Here is a 19,833-nt window from a genome sequence, read left to right as displayed (position 1 = left end):
TTATATGATGAAACAACGAATATCTATTTTTCTCTTGTTCACCCTTCTGCTATTCGCCAATGGATATGCACAAAAAGGAATCATGCGTCTGACTCAACAGACCTTGATGCATGAAGTCCGCGAAACGCCTTCGCCTCTGGACGGACAGCATATTACTGTCAATCCCCCACGTTTTATGTGGCCGGATAAGTTCCCGCACCTCGGTGCTGTATTGGACGGAGTTGAAGAAGAGGACTACAAACCCGAAGTAACCTACCGCATCCGTATTGCACGCGACCCCGAATTTAAATCGGAAGTGATTACCGCCGAAAGAAAATGGGCATTTTTCAACCCATTCAAACTCTTTGAAAAAGGGAAATGGTATTGGCAACATGCCTACGTTAACAAAGAAGGAAAAGAAGAATGGTCACCTGTTTATCATTTTTATATAGACGAACACATACGTACATTCAACCCTCCTTCTCTACAGGAAGTATTAACCAAATTGCCCAAGACTCATCCCCGCATCTTGCTTGATGCCGAAGATTGGGATAATATCATCGAACGGAATAAAAACAATCCGGAGGCACAGGCTTATATCCGAAAAGCCGATAAATGCCTGAACCACCCGCTGAAACATCTGGAAGAAGAAATTGATACAACCCAGGTTGTCAAGTTGACAAATATTGTTCAATATCGTTCTGCCCTGATTCGGGAAAGTCGTAAGATTGTAGACCGTGAAGAAGCAAATATCGAAGCCATGGTACGCGCTTACCTGCTAACGAAAGATGAGGTATACTACAAAGAAGGCATTAAGCGTCTTTCCGAAATTCTTTCCTGGAAAAAAAGTAAGTACTTTGCTGGAGATTTCAATCGTTCTACTATTCTGTCCATGAGCACTTCAGCGTATGATGCATGGTACAATCTGTTGACTCCGAATGAGAGAAAACTACTCCTAAGAACGATTCGTGACAATGGAAAGAAGTTCTATCATGAATATGTCAATCACTTGGAAAACCGCATTGCTGATAATCATGTCTGGCAAATGACTTTCCGTATCTTGAATATGGCGGCATTTGCTACGTATGGCGAACTCCCGATGGCTTCCACCTGGGTGGATTATTGCTACAATGAATGGGTATCCCGTCTGCCGGGCCTCAACGCGGATGGAGGATGGCACAATGGTGATTCTTATTTCCAGGTCAATCTTCGCACATTGATTGAAGTTCCCGCTTTCTACTCCCGTATCAGCGGATTCGATTTCTTCGCCGATCCGTGGTATAACAACAATGCATTTTACGTCATCTACCAGCAGCCTCCATTCTCAAAATCTGCAGGACAAGGCAATTCACATGAAAGCAAAATGAAGCCGAACGGTACACGAGTAGGTTATGCGGATGCCTTGGCACGTGAATGTAATAATCCGTGGGCGGCTGCTTATGTACGTACCATTCTGCAAAAGGAACCGGATATCATGGAAAAAACTTTCCTCGGAAAATCTGGAGACTTGACCTGGTATCGTTGTACAACCAAGAAAGTTCTCCCCAAAGAAGGACATACTCTTGCCGAACTACCCATGGCGAAAGTATTCAATGAAACGGGAATCGGTACGATGAATACCTCTTTGGGAGATATAGATAAGAATGCCATGTTATCGTTCCGCTCCAGTTCTTATGGTTCCACTTCCCATGCACTGGCCAATCAGAATGCTTTTAATACATTCTATGGAGGTAAAGCCATTTTTTACAGCAGCGGACATCGTACAGGTTTTACGGACGATCATTGTATGTATTCTTACCGTAACACCCGTGCACACAACAGCATTTTGGTAAATGGAATGACTCAAAAGATTGGAACGGAAGGATATGGCTGGATTCCGCGTTGGTATGAAGGAGAAAAAATCGCTTATATGGTAGGAGATGCTTCCAATGCTTATGGTAAAGTGACTTCTCCCCTATGGCTGAAACGTGGAGAACTATCCGGTACGCAATATACGCCTGAAAAAGGATGGGATGAGAACAAACTGAATATGTTCCGCCGTCATATCATCCAACTGGGAAGTACCGGAGTTTTCGTGATTTATGATGAACTGGAAGGAAAGGAGGCTGTTACATGGAGTTACCTTTTACATACTGTAGAATTACCGATGGAAATACAGGAACTGACCGATGAGGTGAAAGTAACCGGAAGGAATAAAGCTGGCGGTATCTCTGTTGCCCATCTTTTCAGTTCGGCAAAAACGGAACAGGCAATGGTAGATACTTTCTTCTGTGCTCCGACCAACTGGAAAAATGTGACGAATGCACAAGGAAAAGCAGTGAAATATTCTAATCACTGGCATTTCTCTTCTACAACTGTTCCTTGCAAAACCGCCCGTTTCCTGACTGTGATGGATACACATGGAGACAACCGTCCGGATATGCAGGTAGTTCGCAAAGGCAATATCATTCAAGTAGGTGACTGGACTATCACTTGCAACCTTACGGAAAAAGGAAAAGCCGCTATTCACGTTAGTAATAAAGTGGAGAAAGTTTCCTTAAACTACGATGCCGGTAAAAAGGAAGGTGCAACGACGGTAACAGATCAGGTAAAAGGGAAACAGGTTAATAAAGTCCTGACAGACTATTTACCGGATTTTGAGATTTAATCTCTCCCCCCAAAAAACTGTCCCGTTATTCAATTTTCTATAAATTGAATAACGGGATATTTTTTATAGAGAATAAAAGATAAAGAACAGAGTATAAAGTACATGATCCTATGAATTGTAACCAAGAAGAGTTCTCTCTACAAACATATACTCCTTTAAAAACGTTATATTTGCAGAGTAAAATAAATTAAGAAAGAACAATGAAATATATCGGAGCACATGTTAGCGCCTCTGGTGGCGTAGAGTTCGCACCCATTAATGCGCACGAAATAGGAGCAAATGCTTTTGCGTTATTCACCAAGAATCAACGTCAATGGGTAAGTAAACCTCTAACAGAAGAAAGTATCAGTCTCTTCAAAGAGAATTGTGAGAAATATGTTTTCCAACCGGAATATATCCTTCCACATGACAGTTACCTTATCAATCTGGGGCATCCGGAGGAAGAGGGACTTCAAAAAAGCCGTGCCGCTTTTCTGGATGAAATGCAACGTTGCGAACAGCTTGGATTGAAACTTTTAAATTTTCATCCTGGTAGTTCTCTCAATAAAGTATCGGTAGAAGATTGTCTGTCACTTATCGCAGAAAGCATTAATCTCGCTTTAGAGAAAACAAAGGGTGTAACAGCCGTTATTGAAAACACTGCCGGACAAGGAAGTAATTTAGGAAGCGAATTCTGGCAATTGAAATATATCATTGATCGGGTAAACGATAAGAACCGGGTAGGTGTTTGTCTCGATACCTGCCATACCTATACCGCTGGTTACGATATTGTCAATGAATATGATAAAGTATTTGATGTATTTGATAAAGAAGTCGGATTCAACTACCTCCGTGGTATGCACTTGAATGATTCTAAAAAAGCATTAGGCACCCATGTTGACCGCCACGACAGCATTGGTAAAGGATTGATTGGCAAAGCTTTTTTTGAAAGATTAATGCAAGATTCCAGATTTGATAATATACCGTTAATACTCGAAACTCCGGATGAAAGTAAATGGAAAGAAGAAATTGCATGGTTAAGAAGTATAGAATAAAAGATTAGAAAATACAAGTTATAGAACATATTTTGAAAAAATATTCAACTATTTTATGGTTGTGTTGAATATTATATATATCTTTGTACCCGTAAGCCTTTGAACTTCAAAGAACTTACGGGTTTCTTTTAAAAACAAAACGAACTAAAGTATCGCATAAACAAAAACTATTAAATATGAGAAGATTTTGGTTAGCATGCACAATGGTAATTGTAGTGGGTATAAGCAGTTGTGTGGATAGTGATAAAGACTTATACCAAGAAGCTCCAGGGGCAGAAATTAACACCTCTAATTTTTCTACTATACAAAAAGTACAAGTAGAAATTGATTATTCCAATTCCGAATCAAGAGTTCCTTTTTCCATTTATGATGGAAATCCATTGATTGAAGGTGAAAACACCACCATTCTAAAAGAAAACGTTCAGGCATTAGATGGTGCATGGACAGATGAACAAGGTAAATTCACCGCAACGGTTGAATTGCCGGCTTATGTATCTAATGTGTATATCGTTTCTACATCACCTTTTGCCAGACAGGCAATCCCTGGAAAAATAGTTAACGGTGTTTTGAAAGTATCAGACACAGATGAACAACTTACTACCAGAGCATCCTACAGAGAGTCAACCCGGTTTGATAGAAATCGGTTTAATAATCTAGGTTGGAATACTAATCTCGGTTCATTCGACGATCGCAGTGGAGTTATTGATTATGCTTATAAAGGTAATGATCCTAAGCTCACTTTAAGTAAATCTGAAATGAACGAATTACGTACTACTGTAAGCAAGGTGTTGAATACATTAGGAAGTTGTCCAGAGGAATATCGTACTCAAGCCGACTTATATGTAGAGGAAGATGAAACAGCCGTAGTACTAACTGCATTAAGAGGATGGACCTGTTGGAACAGTTCATTAGGCTACTACTATTACAGATACGATCAAGCTCCTGCCAGTCTGAAAGACGTAAAAGTATATGCTGTATTCCCCAATACTCAAATGACCTGGAATAATGGAAGCCTTCAAGCCTCTCCCCAAGGTATAAAAGAAGGTACAGCTGTACAACTAAAATATTTTGATGATCCGGAATATCCAAAAGGCAAGAACTTCCCCAAAGGATACTACATTGGTTTTATTCTCGCTTGCAACGCATGGAACACCTATTTTACAGGTTTCAACAGTTATACTCTAACCGAAGGATTTTATGCCAGTTCCACAAAAGGATTTAGTACTAAAGTTAATAGCGGTATAGATGTACGTACAGCTATGTTTAAAGATAAAAACAGTAACATTGCTATCGCCTTTGAAGATTTCATGGATGATCAGAATTTTACAGATGTTGTATTCTCATTAAAAGCCAATCCTGAAATCACTAATGTTCCTCCTGTAGATGAAGACTTAAATACAACTATTGAAAAGACAGGTGTATACGCATTTGAAGATGAATGGCCTAAAGCTGGTGATTACGATATGAATGACGTATTGGTTCAGTATACTTATCAAAAAGTATTCAATATATTCAATGAAATCTTAAGCGAGTCATTTACATTTAAAACTTTATATAATAAATCGACTGTATTCACTAACGGATTAGGTTTCATTCTTTCAAATGAGGGAAATGCACAGTCAACTGAATACTTTATTAGAAAAGAAAATGAAAAGGACTTTACTGTAGCTTCGGGAGCTGACAAATTTACTCGTGAAAGCAATGCAATCATATTGACAGATAATGTTAAAACAAACCCAAATGCCGAATATAAAGTAACATTCAAATACGGAGATAAAAACTCGAATAAAAAGCAGGAAACATCAATCGATGCATTCATATACCGTCCTAGCAAAGAAGGTAATCGCTTGGAAGTTCATTGTCCTATGAAGAAACCAACTTCTAAAGTCGATACTTCTCTCTTCGGACAATATGAAGACTGTTCTAAACCTAATGAAGGCATTTACTATGTATCGAATCAAGAGAATATTTATCCTTTTGCATTCTATTTGTCAAATGCCAATGCTAATGATATTGCAGAACTAAAGAACTTCGATAAAAACGAGAAGAAGTCTATCAGCGAAATCTATCCTAAATTTATAGACTGGGCTAAATATGGTACAAACACCGATTGGTATAAGAAAAAATAAGTACTTAATATACTGAAACAAGAATAGCTGGAAGAATCTCTCTTTCAGCTATTTTTGTATATATCAAAGGATAAGAGCCAGACACTTAATAAATATTCGCCATACTGACTAAAGGTTCATACAGTTTCTCTATATCCTGCGAATCCATCTCTATTTGCACCTGATCGCCGGGCATTAATGTCTGCCCTTTAGAAGGCAAATTCTTCCGGTCACGATGAACATTAATTATCACACAACGCTCCGGTAAACGAAGTTCATCTACTATTTTCCCGTCTAAATAAGAGCCGCTCATTATTTCTACAGACAATGTGTAACGCGGTTCTTCCTTAAATGCAGGCGAATGAATCATATCGTCATACAAAATAACATTGAACGGTTTGATTTGAAGCATTTCCGTAAAATAATAAGTTAATCCTCCTACAACAATAGAAGGATAAAAGACTTCCAAATGCCCCGTAATCTCGGTTATTAGTACAATAGCTGTCAAAGGGGTACGGATTACTGCAACAAGGAATGCAGACATACAAATCAACATGATATAGCTAATATTCTCATAAGCAATAACATCCTGTTGAACCATAATTAATCCCACTATTTGTCCAAGAAGTCCTCCCGTCACCAGCGTCGGGATAAAACTTCCTCCCGGTAAACCCGAAGAAAAAGAAAAAGTGCTAAAAACAAAATGCAACAACATCATGCCGACAATCCAGAGAATATGTGTGTCCGGATGCATAGCTTGCGATAACAAGAACTGTTCCCCTCCTCCGGTCAGATTAAACTCGGCCATAGAAATCAGAAAAGCGATAAAAAGCAAATACAGCATCTTCACGTATTCCGGATGCTTAATAGCAGGGTAAATACGTTTCACCTGAAGAGTGGTGACAGAAAAGAACTTTCCAAAGACAGAAACCACTGCTGCCAGCAAAAGAAACAATTTCACTTGCCCCCAGAAAGTCATCCCCGGTACAATAGCATCAATATGAAAATAAGGATTGATCGGGAAAATCCAACTGGCAACTCCACCTGCCACTACTCCTGCCAAAAGAGTGGTAATAGCTGTTTTAGGTGCATCGAACCGCTCGATAGATTCGATCACCAACAATGATGAAGCCAATGGGGCAGCAAAAGCAGCAGCTAACCCGGCACCGGCGCCGGCAGACAATAGTTGTTTCCGTTCACCACTAAGCACCCTCCCCCATTTGGATACCAAATATCCAACATACGAACCTATTTGCACGGAGGGACCTTCACGCCCCAAAGACAATCCAGTACTTAATGCAAGTATTCCACCTACAAACTTTGCCACCAATTCCAGAAAAGGATGTTTATAATCAACCCTGCCATTGATAACTCCACGTGTTTGCGGAATACCCCCACCGGTAATAAGCGGCATTTTCTTTACCAACCAGGATACGAATACAAGTATTCCCCACATCAAAAGAAAAAGAGGTATGTACCAATACCATTTGGGACGAGAATCAAAGAAATCGTGACGGAGATTAAAGAAAAACTGTAATAGGTAATGATAAGGCACAGCCACAAGTCCTGTCAGTAATCCTACGAAGATACTGACAAAGTACAGTCGGGCATCAATCAACTTCAGTTTAAAAATGCGCCAACGACCTTTATCTTTTATCATTTTTATCAGTCGAAACATTCAGCCAGCCTTACATTGTTTTTATACGTAGGACATACAACAATCAAAACCCTGCTGTGGTTTTCAAACTAATGAAGATTTAATTTCTAATTATTTTCCCATCATATTCAAACGAAAGATAGCATGCACCATAAAGTAAGAACCCAGTGCATTATAATCAGTGTCACGAATGGCAGTAGCGGTTATCGTGCGAATCATAGAAATGTCCTGATGAAGAATATCATATATTTTGAAGCGGATTAGTAACTGTTTCCTCTTCAAAAAGGCTTTTGACAGCTGACAGTTCCACATGAAATTTGCTTTGGCATAACCCTCATAACCATATCCGGTACGAAGGAAATAAGTCAGGTCATTATATAACTCCATCCCCCAGGGAAGATAAAGCTGCAATTCAGTTCCTGCCTGATAATCAAAAGTTTCAGTACGTTTCTCCCGTACGTCATTATAAGAATTGTTATAAGTCAGACCAACAAGCCCTGTAAGTTCCATTTGGCGGGTACGATAAGTAATCCGTAGACGTTCACGTCCCGTTAAATGCTGTACGGAAGTTTTCACCGGTTCTTCTTTGTTCAAGGTTGTATAGCCATTCTGATTCCGGTATTGCAGATAGGAGTAAGTACGAAATATCCAGTTACGATTCTTAAAAGGGGTATTGAGAGAAAAAGAACCCATAGCCCGCCAATTACCATTCATATTGACCGGAGATGTAGTTCGTACACCGGTTTCACTATCATAAGTCACCTGATTGGTTACATTGTTAATGGTATTCTCAAACAAAGCGGTAGCTACCATATTTCGCTGATGTTTGGTATTATAAGAATTGAAATTCAGCGTAAAAGTATTCATATATGAAGGCTTCAACAAAGGGTTTCCGACACGGATATTCAAAGGGTTGATACGGTCGGTCACAGGTTGGAGATCACGTATATTAGGCTGTTTCCCTTTTCCCCTATACACAATTTGCAAACGGGTGCGTTTTGAAAACCTATAGCGGAAATTGACAGTAGGCGAAAAATTCACGACCGATCTTTCCAACTGATCTTCGGGAGCATCACTCAACAATGAATGGCTAACAGACTTTTGAGGTTCAAAATCAACACCAATATTATAATTGTACTTTTTTTGCGAGGTACGTATCGCAAGATTTACTAAATGATTACTATATTGATTCTCAAAACGGTTACTGGATTCTTCATCAAAATCAGGAGCAAACTCTTCCAATTCCTTATCCCAGTCATAGACAAAGCGATCGGAATTATTCACTCTATACTGATAACTGTAACGCAGTTGCAGGAAATGCCGCCACGGTAATGGCTCTACATACACCAACTGCACCCGGTAATTGAACCCGTCAACATCATCCTCTATTTTCTGATTCTGAATCTTCTTCGTATTATTTTTGAAGTATTGGGTAGTAGAAAGGTTCGTCCGATCCGTAGCTGAAGCATTAGTACCATAGTCTACCTTCAAAGCAACATTTCTCCCCAGACGACTCAATTTCCGACTAAGCTGCAACATCAGTGCCAGATTATACCGAGAATTATGATTAGTGCCGGAGGACTCTCTCTCATTCAGCAACACATCATTCCCCCACCCTTCCTGAAAACCATTATTCTCTCTGTCATTGGCTGCGAAACGATATTGAGGACGGAAAATCAATGTAGTAACAGAATCCATTTTCCATTCAAGAGAAGCATTGGCTACCAGTTCATGATTCTGTTGCCGGCTATGACTCGTGCCAAGATTGATTGATTGATCTTCCCGGAGAAAGTTGTCGACTGTGGTACGGCTATCTTCCAAACGATCGGTGCCGACATATTGAATATTTGAACGTAATTTAACGCGCTTCCAATCATAAGTCGCATTAAGCCCCAATGAGCGGGAGGTAGTCAGTCCCATCCGGCTACGGATATTGCCTGTTGAACTGGAAGATTCATTCTGTAATTCCGAGAATCCCTGGTTATTGGTATTATTCAGATTCCCGATAATGGTTAATTGAGAGTTTTCACGAAAACGGTTCAAGGTATTGGCTAATTCATAACGGTCTTTACTTCCATATCCTCCCATAAAATTCTCCATCCAGCCCCGTTTCATATTTTTTTTCACAGACAAGTCCAGAATCATCTCTTCCTCTCCGTCATCTATTCCCGTAAGACGTGCCAAATCCGATTGACGTTCATACGCTTTTAACTTCTCCACCATCTCCACAGGAAGATTTTTAAGAGCAGCTTTCGGATCATCAGAGAAAAACTCTTTACCGTCCACCAAAATCTTTTTTACTTCCTTGCCATGTATCAGCAACTTACCGTCTGCATCTATTTCACCTCCCGGAAGCTGTTTTACCAATTCTTCAAGCATTGAGCCTTCGGGAGTACGATAGGCAGAAGCGTTGAATACCGTTGTATCCCCCTCTGTCACCGCCATTGGAGCCTGCCCTACTACCACTGCTTCATCCAAAGCATAACTTTCCTGAGTCAGATTTATATCCCCCAATTCGTAAGAAGAGCTTTTGCTGGAAATGGAAATGGGATGAAAAACCTGCTTATATCCGATATATGACACCTGTAATAATAAAGACTTCGCTTTAATTGCATGATTAGGAATGGAAACGGAAAGTTGAAATTTACCGATAGCATCCGTAGCGCCGCCGCCCAACAATGTACTATCCGGTAAAGCTAAAAGCCGGACCGTAGCAAACGGTACCGGCTGATAGGTTTCAGTATCAATCACACGACCGGAAAAACGCTCTTTGCCGGACTGAGCAAAAACAGTCAAACTAATCAGTAACAAGACATAACAAGTAATCAAACGGTACTGAAAAGAATAAATATGGCTGTCTATGTTCAAATTGTGTTGATTTAGTAAAATAAAACTATAATAAAATAAACCTAATATTTATTTCTGGTCCGGACGTGGAGCGCGAGATCTTTGCCCCTGGTGATGTCCCTGTCCCGGTTTCTGTCCTTTTCTTCGGTCAAACTCTTTCTTAAACTTATTAGCATTCATCTTCTCCTGCTGATAAATCTTCAAAATCTGCTTCTGCGAAAGTATCTTGCTGAATTCATTGTAATACTTTTCACGAACATCCAGCATTTTACGGCTTTGAGTAAACTGGTTCCGTAACATGGTCGCAATCTCGTCATCAGTCATGGACGGACGTTCTTTCTTAGCGTCTGTGCCTTGTCCTTTAGTTTTCTCTGTTCTCGCCTTATGAGTCATCATACGACATTCACGCAATTCTTTCAGATACTTCTCGTATACCGGAGTAAACTTAGCTGCCGTTGCATCATCCAACATCAATGTTTTTACTATTTGTTTAGTCTGCATCTGCACCATTTGTTCTGGTGTAGGACGCTGTTTTTTTTGTTTGTTATCCGTATTCTGTGCAGACAAAGTCATCTGGCTTCCCATCAGGAGGACGGCCATAATTACATAAATAAATTTAGTCTTCATAATCTTCACGTTTAAAATAATTGATTGAGTTACTTAATTCAAAAATATATCATTTTCAGAGAAGCTGACGAGCTCTTCCAACTCCTCATCCGATAGTTCTTTAATCCATTTATCTACAGATTCTGTACCATTAGCTAATACTTTCGAAGAAGACGTTTTCACCTCATCTGCCTGTCTCAAAGATGGAACAAACAAAAATCCGATCAATACTGCCGCCATGGTAATCACCGTAGAAATAATCAGCTTCATGTGAGATTTCCGCTGTTGCTTCACTCCGGCGCGTTCCATCACCTTTCGTTGCACATCCTCGAAGAATCCATCGGGGGTACGGTAAGGTGTCCGTTTACCAATATCGTCAAAATCAAAATCCTTTTTCATCATTCTATCTGTTTAATATATATTCCTTAATCTTCTCTTTCGCATAGTGGTAATTCACTTTTAGTGTATCCACTTTGCTATCCAGTACACAGGCAATCTCTTCATATTCAAGTTCATCGTAATAACGTAAGTTGAATACAAGCCGTTGCTTTTCAGGCAAACTTAGAATGGCCTCCTGAAACTTCACTGCCAGCTCATTTTCATAATCAATATAATCGGAAGCCTTCAACTTGCCCATCAACTCTTCCTGAACATCTTCTGCAGAAACAACTCCCTCATCTTTACGACCGTTCAGCAAGCGTAAACTCTCATTCGTGGCAATCCGGTAAATCCAGGTTGACAGTGAACTTTCTTCGCGAAACTGATCGATATGCCGGAACACCCGGATAAAGACTTCCTGAAGCACATCCTCCGCATCTTCATGAGATATGACCAGTCTACGGATATAATTATATATCGGTACCTGAAAAGAGTCCATCAACATCTTGAATCCCCGTTCGCGATTCGAGGCACAAGCTTCACGAATTTTATTCTCGTTTATCATCAATTCTTTTTCTGAGCTTTATTAGTTAGAACGAAGAAGAGCGGGGAAGTTAAATACGAGAATCCGCATTTTGCTTTTATTAACAAGAAAGAGTAAGAGAGAAGCTGCACATAAGATATAAAAAGTGCCTCCATATCCTTTGTAAAGGCGATGAAGGCACTTTTAGTAGTTTATCTATAAGTTGTAAACAAGAAAATGATTACCAGAACTTATTGTGTTCCACACTATATTCAAAGCCCACGGCTTTCAACTGATTCACTAATTCATCCTTGTCCACATTCATATCTTCACAAAGTTCGTCAAGTGAAGAATAACAATCACGTAACTTCATATTGATGACGCTGAACAACATCATCGGATCTTTTGGTAATTCCATAACATACAATCTTTTAAACCGGATGCAAAGGTACAGCAATCTCATTGAATAACAAAACAAATCAATCACCTATTTCTTCTATCTTCAAAGAGATCTTTTCTATCAGTTTACTGATTTCCTCTTCCAATGGGATCACGTTGAAGTCCCTCCAGAAGTTCTCATCATATTTGAAATAGGTGTCAGAGAAGATGGTACGGGTGGGCAATCTGTCTGTACGGGGAAATACGACCACTTGCTCGGTATCCACCTTGCAAGTAATCATCTCAAACCAGATATGAAGATCCCGGCTGCCGAACAGCATTTTTACCCGTTTCACTTTGAAATGAAGATCTCCACGGATATGGTGTATGTAATAAGTCCCTTGCCACGGTTTATAAGAAATTGTATATACCACCTTTTGAGGAATCATTCGCACGTTACGCGTACGCCTTTCGACAAACATACCTGCCGCATTCTTCACATATACAGGATGAACTTCCAGACGGGCTTGCAATAGAGCACTTGTCTCGGAATCAAGAAATAGCTCTCCACAAAAAAGAGGTTCGCTGATTCCCTTTTTCTGCTCAAAATGCACCACATTTACAAATCGGTCCTCTAAAAATGTTACTCCTTCTGAAGTATAGTCATAAATACCCTTCTCTACACTAGGAGTCAGGAACTCGGGCATATCTTTGATGATATCCATCTGGATACAAGCCTGAATTCCGGATTTTACTTTTACAAGCAAGCTGTCTTTTGCTTCTACATTACTTAGCCGACTCATCTTCAACAGCTTCACCTGATCCGGTACAGAAGAATATAAGGATGTCTTATAAACCTTAAACACAGCTTCCGACAAGTTTTGAAATTTGTTTTTCAACTGAACTCCTTCACGATAAAAAGTAGTCAGATATACCGGAGTATGCGAATAATTCTTATTCCGCCGCTCAATCATTTCACGCAAAAGTTTCTTTGGATCACTTCGACGAATCACCACTTCCTGCAAAGGGACAATTTTAGGTTCGAGACTAAGTATATTGTGCCGTCCAATCAGCAAAGCAAACTCTATGTCCTGTGAAAGATAACCTATATGAGAAAAAGTAATCGAATCATTTTTCAAAGAATCGGGTAAAGACAGTTTAAAATCTCCATTCTGATTCGTTATACTGCCAATAGATGTTCCTCGCACTCCAACAGTAGCAGAAGAGATAGGTATTCCTGTCTCCTTATCCAGCAAAGTACCGATAATGACAAAGTTTGTTATCTGTTCCGGAACAAAATCTTGTTGCACACGTACCTTTTTCTCCGAAGGGAGAGTAATCAGGATGTGAGTGCCCATCACTTGAAACTCCAGACTGGTATTTCCTACGATGTCATACACTGCCTGACGAATGGAACGTTCGCCTCCCTTTATCTTCACTACTGCATCTATATCAATGACTTTACTATCATAAATAAACATATATCCCGACTGTTGAGAGACATCACTCAACAATGAATAAACAGTACCTTTTATCTTGGGAAGTCTGACTATACGTTCCAGCACATCACTTCCATCCGCTCTCATCATATCGACAAAGAAGAAGAGTATCAGCAGAACGGACAGATAATGATAAGACTGTTTCATTTTTCCCAACTTTAATGAGTTCTATTCCGATAATAAAAGAATATCTCCTTGCCGGATACATTGCAGACCGAGCGCATTAGCTATCAGATTAGCTATAACTTCAGAAGATTCGTCAGAGAATTCGACAGTCAGCCGACGTTCCTCCAATGCCGGTGAGACAACTTGTATTTGCAAACTATCCGAATTCAAATTCATGACTTTCAGAATGTTCGCTAACGATTCATCTTTAAATCGTATATGCTTAAAGAAGCTCCCCCACTCTTCATTCTCCTTATCTGTATCCAAAACGACTAATCGTTGTGATCGCACTACTACCATTTCCCCCGCTTTTACATAACACTCCTGATTTCCTTTTTTTAGAGTAACCTTCACTATCCCTCTTTGTACGGATAAACGGAACGGAGCATTTTCATCACTTTGCACACTAAAAGCAGTACCTAGCACTTCAATCTTAGCTTGCTCCGTGTCAATCCAAAAGGGTTGTCCCTGCTTCTTTGCTACGTCAAAGAACGCATTTCCCTGTAGACTCACTTCCCGTTTATCAGCAATAAAATGTTTCGGATATAACAGGGAAGTTTCTTTTGCCAAGAGTACGACAGAACCGTCTTCGAGAGTCGTTGCCAAAGTGGAAACACCTTGATTTTCCTGTGTAAGAAGATGCTGTGCCAGTTCTTTATCAGAACCGGTCACCCAATACAAAGTTCCCCAAATGACGCCTATCAAAACGGCGGCAACTGCTCCGTACCTGATCCATTGTGAATATTTGCGTGTATGGTGGCCTTCATCCACTTTCGCAAGTAAACGGTCATTGTCCAAGCGATTATACAATCGATTCCACGCCTGATCTGTCTTTATTTTATAAATATCTGTTTTCATCACTTCATGTGAATATAAATTTCGACTTCTTCTCGTAATGTCCGGAGGGCTTTTGTCATTTCAGCCTCTACTGTCTTAACAGAAAGCGAAAGCTGCGTCGCTATCTCGACATATTTCCGCCCTTCCAGACGATGCATCTCGAAAATCCTCCGTCTGCGAACCGGCAGCTTTTCAAGGGTTCCATTTATGAATCTCTCCAATTCCTCATACTCCATCTGTTGATGAGGATCTGTTGACTGCTCTGGGTTGGAAGTAGTCAATACAGTTTCACGGTATCTGTTCCGAACTTCCTCGTGTTCGCAATACTGCAAAGATTGATTACGAGTCGCTCTATACAAGTAACTTTTAACGGACTGAAAGATCTGTAAGCGCTCCCTTTCTTTCCAAAGTACATAAAAAAGTTCCTCCACAATCTCTTCAGCCACTTCCATTTGCCCGGTAATGCCTGCCGCATAACAGCAAAGAGGAAAATAGTAACGGCGAAAGAGTTCCTCAAACGCTTTTATGTCACCTCCCTTTATCTTTTTTAGTATGAGCAGTTCATCCAGCATACTTGCTTTTCTTTATGATTGACCTCAAATATAAGAAAACTATCCCTGTTTCAATTCGATTGCTTTTTTAATTTATCCACTGCGTGCTCCAAAGATTCCGTAGGTTCGATGATATTGTAGTTTCCCCAAAAGTCCGGACTCCAATATTCGTCTACTTTATCATAGAATATTTGATTCAAGCTGAAGGCTTCTTTGTTGGGAATAGTCTCCAACATTCCTTCTCTCTTGTCGGTCACGACCATTTCGGAAGCTACTGTATAGTTTGTGGAAAACAGTTTCTTCTTCCAGTCACATTTGAAACGGATTGTGTTGCTAATGTAATTCAGATAAGTTTTTCCATCCACATCTTTATAAGTGACCAGGTAGGACAGCTCTTGCGGCTTGAATCTTAAACCGAGAGGCTTTTTATATAGAATGGCAGTGGTTGCCTTCGATTTATCCTGCATGTCCAGACTCATCTCTATACGGGTAAATGACAAGCATTCACGATCGATATATAATTTGCCATACAAGAGAGCATACATAAGGATTACCTTCGGGCGGAAATTAATAACATACTGCATACGGTTATCTATAAGCATGGATTCCGCCATCCAGAACTCATAATTATTCAATTCTTCCATATCGAGTAATGCTCCCTTGTTCTTCACAACATCCAAAGTGATGCTCAAGTTAGGGCCGCCAACAACCTTGACAGCTAATGTATCACTCGCTTTCTGGCTAAGCAGGCGACGTCCCTTCACCACCCTTACTTTGTCATAATTAGTATTTCTATTAGTGTAGGCTGTTTTGGACACATCGATCACAGCCTCCGATATACCGATATACCGACGCCCTTTCTGTACAGTCTCCCGATAAAATCCCGTCAGCATATCACGCTTATCACTATAATTTAGAGGAATCTTACTGATTGCCTTCTCTACAATCATACGTGGATTTTCAGCAAACACCACCACTTCATTCAGCAGGTTGGCATGAGGTGTCAGCCAAACCGTCAACTTAGAGGGTGTTTCTTTCTCCAGAGAGATATGATTATTTACATAACCTATATGTGAAATCTCCAGTTCGCGCAGCGCTTCTGTTTTTTTGATTTTCAAAGCAAATTCTCCTTCCGCATTCGTCACAGTGCCGATATTACTGCCATGTACAGATACATTTACGTTCTCCAGAGCTTTTTTATTTTGCTTGTCTTTCACCATGCCAACGATTGTTAGATAATCTCCGGCATCTCCTTGCGCCCACACAGGAAAGCTACAAAGCAGCAAACAAACTGACAGCCATCCAACCAAGTGTTTTTCTACATTCTTCATACTGATGCTTTTTAAAGGTAAATAAATTACGTTTCTATTTATAAGAGCGCTCAGACTGGAAATACCCTACAGCTTTTACAAAAAAAAGAAAAAGAAATCATATTCCAATGTTATATCCGGGAATTAATAAGAAACAATGTACCAATGGGATAACATATACTCCGATGAAATTTACGATAAGCAACTTCAAAGAATAATTCCCGGTAATCACTGATATAATTGTTAATTATGCTTGTGAATATGTATTTCATATAAAAATAGTTTCTACCTTTGCGGTCGTTATGATGAAGTACATATTTTGTATACTATTAGGCGTATTTCTGTGTTGGGGATTCCATCTGATTTCCAACGAAGCACAAGAGGCATACCGGTTAGAAGCCGGTAGTAACGGCATACAAACCTATTCCTATTCATATACCTCTAAAGCTAGCATTATACAACTGGATCAAGAACAGAAACTAGTCAAGACAAAAGAATACGCCGGAAAGCAAAATTACAATAACGATAACGGCGTTTTAAATCCATTTTCCTTCCGCCACCTCTCTCCCTTAAAAATACTAAGATTCAATATTCCTTCTGTCACTATCCGCATACTAAGCTCGCTAAAGATTCAACTTCCTAAAAATCAATGGACAGGTTTTTCATATTATACCAATCTTTTTAAATATTCCGATAGATATCATATCTATTCATTAGGACACATACTCATTTAGCCATTTTATATCTTTTTTCGGCATAGGACAATTCAAGTCTTTTATGCCCCACTTTCTGTTTGCCTCCACCATTTGAGTGAAAAAAGAATTCACTATGGTCTGGAAGCCTATAACATTCTTTCATTACAATAATAACCAAAGTATATAAAATGGACTTTTTATTGGATTTTATACTTCATATCGATCAATATATGGTGATGATTGTGCGTGATTATCATGCCTGGACATACGCCATCTTGTTTTTTATCATCTTCTGTGAAACCGGATTAGTGGTCACTCCTTTTCTTCCCGGTGATTCTTTACTCTTCGTTGCAGGAGCCATTTCAGCATTACCCGATATGCCCATCAGCGTGCATATACTTGTCATTATCTTATTCGCTGCTGCCGTATTAGGCGATTCCTGCAATTACATGATAGGACATTTCTTCGGCCGAAAGCTGTTTAATAACCCCAACTCCAGGATATTCAAACAAAGTTATCTGGAGAAAACACACGAGTTCTATAAAAAGTATGGTGGGAAAACAATTATTCTAGCCAGATTTGTCCCGATAGTACGCACATTTGCACCTTTCGTAGCAGGAATGGGAAAGATGAATTACTACTATTTTATGATGTATAATTTAGTTGGTGGTGCGCTCTGGGTTGCCGTATTCTGTTATGCTGGTTATTTCTTCGGCGACCTTCCGTTTGTGCAGGAAAACCTGAAGTTACTGATTGTAGCCATCATATTTATCTCTGTATTGCCTGCCATTATAGAGGTAGTACGTGCCAAACTAAAATCTTAAAAACAGCAAACTATAATCTGTATTCATTTGTTACTAATATAAATAGAGAAGAAAAAACAATTTAAAGTTTTTACACTTATGAAAAATTCTTTTTTTAGCCAGTTTACTCCAAAGGAGCCCAAATTTTTCCCTTTACTGAAACAGCTATCAGAAGTGCTCTGCGAAGCATCAGTTGTTTTAATAGAAAGCTTGCAACATGACTCACCTACAGAACGTTCGGACTACTACAAAAAAATCAAAGACCTAGAACGGGAAGGCGACAGACTGACACACCTGATTTTTGATGAATTAGGTACTACCTTTATCACTCCTTTCGACCGCGAAGATATTCATGACTTAGCTTCCTGCATGGATGACGTCATTGACGGAATAAACAGTTGTGCCAAACGAATCTCTATTTACAATCCCCGTCCTATTTCAGAGAATGGCAAAGAGTTGAGCCGTTTGATTCAGGAGGAAGCGATCTATATATGCAAAGCCATGGACGAACTCGAAACATTCCGTAAGAAACCGACTCTTCTCCGTGAATACTGTTCCAAACTGCATGAAATCGAGAACCAGGCGGATGATGTATATGAATTCTTTATCACCAAACTTTTCGAAGAGGAAAAGGATTGCATTGAACTTATCAAAATAAAGGAGATCATGCATGAACTGGAAAAAACGACCGATGCCGCAGAGCATGTAGGCAAGATTCTCAAAAATCTGATTGTAAAGTACGCATAAAGCAAGCCGGAACACATGGAATTATTAGTGACTATCATCATTCTGGCTCTGATATTCGATTATATCAACGGCTTTCACGATGCAGCAAACTCAATAGCTACCATCGTATCTACCAGGGTGCTTACTCCCTTTCAAGCTGTAATATGGGCTGCTTTCTTCAATTTCGTAGCCTTTTTCATTGCCAAATATATAATAGGTGGATTCGGTATCGCCAATACAGTATCCAAGACTGTGGTAGAGCAATATATCACCCTGCCCATTATATTAGCAGGAGTTATAGCGGCTATCACCTGGAACCTGGTTACCTGGTGGAAAGGGATTCCGTCTTCTTCCTCACACACCCTTATTGGAGGTTTTGCAGGAGCTGCCATTATGGCAAACGGATTTGAAGCAATTCAGCTTAACATCATTCTTAAAATTGCAGCCTTTATCTTTCTGGCTCCTTTTATCGGAATGGTCATTGCTTTCGGTTTCACTCTGTTTGTCCTCTACATCTGCCGACGCGCACATCCCCACACAGCCGAGCAATGGTTCAAGAGGTTGCAACTCGTATCCTCCGCCCTCTTCAGCGTCGGACATGGCTTGAACGATTCACAGAAAGTAATGGGTATTATTGCCGCTGCCATGATAGCCGGCCATTCAATGGGATTGGGCATGGGTATCAACAGCATCAATGACCTTCCCGACTGGGTTGCTTTTTCGTGCTTCACAGCAATTTCACTCGGTACGATGTCCGGTGGCTGGAAAATAGTGAAAACAATGGGAACAAAAATTACCAAAGTAACCCCATTGGAAGGAGTGATTGCCGAAACAGCAGGTGCTTTCACTCTCTACATTACGGAAATGTTGAAAATCCCCGTTAGTACTACACATACTATCACAGGAGCGATTATTGGAGTAGGTGCAACTAAACGCCTCTCTGCCGTTCGTTGGGGAGTAACCAAAAGCCTCATGACTGCCTGGATTCTTACAATTCCAGTCAGTGGACTCTTAGCTGCAGCTATTTATTATATTGTTTCCATCTTTTTATAGATGGAAACATATTATCTATCAGGAATGTTATAATAAA

17 protein-coding genes are annotated in these 19,833 nt (G+C 39.9%); 7 read left to right on the top strand and 10 right to left on the bottom strand.

Annotation, left to right across the window (positions count from 1 at the left end; genetic code table 11):
* Positions 1 to 4: 4 nt before the first annotated feature.
* The 3 genes from DWZ47_RS20175 to DWZ47_RS20165 all read left to right on the top strand — a co-directional run bounded on the left by DWZ47_RS20175 (position 5) and on the right by DWZ47_RS20165 (position 5,789).
* Complete coding sequence (locus DWZ47_RS20175; protein ID WP_182281633.1) at positions 5 to 2,626, top strand: DUF4962 domain-containing protein; 2,622 nt, start codon at positions 5 to 7, stop codon at positions 2,624 to 2,626.
* A gap of 200 nt (positions 2,627 to 2,826) precedes the next feature.
* Positions 2,827 to 3,660, top strand: coding sequence for a deoxyribonuclease IV (gene nfo / locus DWZ47_RS20170; protein WP_117514411.1), 834 nt, complete (start codon positions 2,827 to 2,829; stop codon positions 3,658 to 3,660).
* A gap of 176 nt (positions 3,661 to 3,836) precedes the next feature.
* Positions 3,837 to 5,789: an LruC domain-containing protein gene (locus DWZ47_RS20165; protein WP_233525080.1), complete on the top strand. Its 1,953-nt coding sequence runs from the start codon at positions 3,837 to 3,839 to the stop codon at positions 5,787 to 5,789.
* An 85-nt stretch (positions 5,790 to 5,874) separates the two neighbouring features.
* Here DWZ47_RS20165 and DWZ47_RS20160 read toward each other — a convergent pair whose 3' ends face one another.
* The 10 genes from DWZ47_RS20160 to DWZ47_RS20115 all read right to left on the bottom strand — a co-directional run bounded on the left by DWZ47_RS20160 (position 5,875) and on the right by DWZ47_RS20115 (position 16,540).
* On the bottom strand, positions 5,875 to 7,446 hold the full coding sequence (locus DWZ47_RS20160) for a ClC family H(+)/Cl(-) exchange transporter (protein ID WP_117514407.1): 1,572 nt from the start codon (positions 7,444 to 7,446) through the stop codon (positions 5,875 to 5,877).
* A gap of 90 nt (positions 7,447 to 7,536) precedes the next feature.
* Positions 7,537 to 10,293 carry an outer membrane beta-barrel protein gene (locus DWZ47_RS20155; protein ID WP_117514405.1) on the bottom strand — a complete coding sequence of 919 codons (2,757 nt, stop codon included), beginning with the start codon at positions 10,291 to 10,293 and terminating at the stop codon, positions 7,537 to 7,539.
* Positions 10,294 to 10,341: 48 nt separating this feature from the next.
* Positions 10,342 to 10,899 carry a hypothetical protein gene (locus DWZ47_RS20150; protein WP_004305707.1) on the bottom strand — a complete coding sequence of 186 codons (558 nt, stop codon included), beginning with the start codon at positions 10,897 to 10,899 and terminating at the stop codon, positions 10,342 to 10,344.
* Between the two features lie 33 nt (positions 10,900 to 10,932).
* Complete coding sequence (locus DWZ47_RS20145) at positions 10,933 to 11,277, bottom strand: hypothetical protein (RefSeq protein ID WP_004305697.1); 345 nt, start codon at positions 11,275 to 11,277, stop codon at positions 10,933 to 10,935.
* 4 nt (positions 11,278 to 11,281) lie between these two features.
* Positions 11,282 to 11,821 (bottom strand): RNA polymerase sigma factor, encoded by a 540-nt coding sequence (locus DWZ47_RS20140; RefSeq protein ID WP_117514403.1) that lies wholly within the window; start codon positions 11,819 to 11,821, stop codon positions 11,282 to 11,284.
* Between the two features lie 199 nt (positions 11,822 to 12,020).
* Positions 12,021 to 12,197, bottom strand: a complete 177-nt coding sequence (locus tag DWZ47_RS20135) for a DUF4250 domain-containing protein (RefSeq protein WP_004302174.1) — start codon at positions 12,195 to 12,197, stop codon at positions 12,021 to 12,023.
* Positions 12,198 to 12,258: 61 nt separating this feature from the next.
* Positions 12,259 to 13,803, bottom strand: a complete 1,545-nt coding sequence (locus DWZ47_RS20130; RefSeq protein ID WP_117514401.1) for a carboxypeptidase-like regulatory domain-containing protein — start codon at positions 13,801 to 13,803, stop codon at positions 12,259 to 12,261.
* A 21-nt stretch (positions 13,804 to 13,824) separates the two neighbouring features.
* Positions 13,825 to 14,679: a FecR family protein gene (locus DWZ47_RS20125; protein ID WP_004305691.1), complete on the bottom strand. Its 855-nt coding sequence runs from the start codon at positions 14,677 to 14,679 to the stop codon at positions 13,825 to 13,827.
* Complete coding sequence (locus DWZ47_RS20120; protein ID WP_004305689.1) at positions 14,679 to 15,230, bottom strand: RNA polymerase sigma-70 factor; 552 nt, start codon at positions 15,228 to 15,230, stop codon at positions 14,679 to 14,681. Before DWZ47_RS20120 ends, DWZ47_RS20125 begins: the two co-directional genes overlap by 1 nt.
* Positions 15,231 to 15,280: 50 nt before the next feature.
* Positions 15,281 to 16,540 carry a carboxypeptidase-like regulatory domain-containing protein gene (locus tag DWZ47_RS20115; RefSeq protein ID WP_117514399.1) on the bottom strand — a complete coding sequence of 420 codons (1,260 nt, stop codon included), beginning with the start codon at positions 16,538 to 16,540 and terminating at the stop codon, positions 15,281 to 15,283.
* A 281-nt stretch (positions 16,541 to 16,821) separates the two neighbouring features.
* Here DWZ47_RS20115 and DWZ47_RS31075 point away from each other — a divergent pair, with 281 nt between their 5' ends.
* The 4 genes from DWZ47_RS31075 to DWZ47_RS20090 all read left to right on the top strand — a co-directional run bounded on the left by DWZ47_RS31075 (position 16,822) and on the right by DWZ47_RS20090 (position 19,796).
* A complete protein-coding gene (locus tag DWZ47_RS31075; RefSeq protein WP_004305687.1) occupies positions 16,822 to 17,253 on the top strand; it encodes a hypothetical protein in 432 nt (143 codons plus the stop codon).
* Between the two features lie 149 nt (positions 17,254 to 17,402).
* Entirely contained in the window at positions 17,403 to 18,038 is a 636-nt protein-coding gene (locus DWZ47_RS20100) for a DedA family protein (protein WP_004305686.1), read from the top strand.
* A 78-nt stretch (positions 18,039 to 18,116) separates the two neighbouring features.
* On the top strand, positions 18,117 to 18,764 hold the full coding sequence (locus tag DWZ47_RS20095) for a DUF47 domain-containing protein (protein ID WP_004302161.1): 648 nt from the start codon (positions 18,117 to 18,119) through the stop codon (positions 18,762 to 18,764).
* Positions 18,765 to 18,779: 15 nt separating this feature from the next.
* Positions 18,780 to 19,796: an inorganic phosphate transporter gene (locus tag DWZ47_RS20090; RefSeq protein ID WP_004305685.1), complete on the top strand. Its 1,017-nt coding sequence runs from the start codon at positions 18,780 to 18,782 to the stop codon at positions 19,794 to 19,796.
* The last annotated feature ends 37 nt before the right edge of the window (positions 19,797 to 19,833 follow it).

The organism is Bacteroides sp. AF32-8BH, from assembly GCF_003435205.1.
GTDB classification, from domain to species: domain Bacteria; phylum Bacteroidota; class Bacteroidia; order Bacteroidales; family Bacteroidaceae; genus Bacteroides; species Bacteroides ovatus.
The sequence above is the reverse complement of the archived record's forward strand: the minus strand, read 5'-3'. Positions and strand labels throughout refer to the sequence as shown.

Bases quoted from the DNA above. Each gene is read 5' to 3' on its own strand.
- DWZ47_RS20140 (WP_117514403.1), bottom strand. From the start codon at position 11,821: ATGATAAACGAGAATAAAATTCGTGAAGCTTGTGCCTCGAATCGCGAA.
- DWZ47_RS20115 (WP_117514399.1), bottom strand. From the start codon at position 16,540: ATGAAGAATGTAGAAAAACACTTGGTTGGATGGCTGTCAGTTTGTTTG.
- DWZ47_RS20175 (WP_182281633.1), top strand. From the start codon at position 5: ATGATGAAACAACGAATATCTATTTTTCTCTTGTTCACCCTTCTGCTA.
- nfo (WP_117514411.1), top strand. From the start codon at position 2,827: ATGAAATATATCGGAGCACATGTTAGCGCCTCTGGTGGCGTAGAGTTC.
- DWZ47_RS20145 (WP_004305697.1), bottom strand. From the start codon at position 11,277: ATGAAAAAGGATTTTGATTTTGACGATATTGGTAAACGGACACCTTAC.
- DWZ47_RS20160 (WP_117514407.1), bottom strand. From the start codon at position 7,446: ATGTTTCGACTGATAAAAATGATAAAAGATAAAGGTCGTTGGCGCATT.
- DWZ47_RS20150 (WP_004305707.1), bottom strand. From the start codon at position 10,899: ATGAAGACTAAATTTATTTATGTAATTATGGCCGTCCTCCTGATGGGA.
- DWZ47_RS20130 (WP_117514401.1), bottom strand. From the start codon at position 13,803: ATGAAACAGTCTTATCATTATCTGTCCGTTCTGCTGATACTCTTCTTC.
- DWZ47_RS20120 (WP_004305689.1), bottom strand. From the start codon at position 15,230: ATGCTGGATGAACTGCTCATACTAAAAAAGATAAAGGGAGGTGACATA.
- DWZ47_RS20125 (WP_004305691.1), bottom strand. From the start codon at position 14,679: ATGAAAACAGATATTTATAAAATAAAGACAGATCAGGCGTGGAATCGA.
- DWZ47_RS31075 (WP_004305687.1), top strand. From the start codon at position 16,822: ATGATGAAGTACATATTTTGTATACTATTAGGCGTATTTCTGTGTTGG.
- DWZ47_RS20090 (WP_004305685.1), top strand. From the start codon at position 18,780: ATGGAATTATTAGTGACTATCATCATTCTGGCTCTGATATTCGATTAT.
- DWZ47_RS20100 (WP_004305686.1), top strand. From the start codon at position 17,403: ATGGACTTTTTATTGGATTTTATACTTCATATCGATCAATATATGGTG.
- DWZ47_RS20095 (WP_004302161.1), top strand. From the start codon at position 18,117: ATGAAAAATTCTTTTTTTAGCCAGTTTACTCCAAAGGAGCCCAAATTT.
- DWZ47_RS20135 (WP_004302174.1), bottom strand. From the start codon at position 12,197: ATGGAATTACCAAAAGATCCGATGATGTTGTTCAGCGTCATCAATATG.
- DWZ47_RS20165 (WP_233525080.1), top strand. From the start codon at position 3,837: ATGAGAAGATTTTGGTTAGCATGCACAATGGTAATTGTAGTGGGTATA.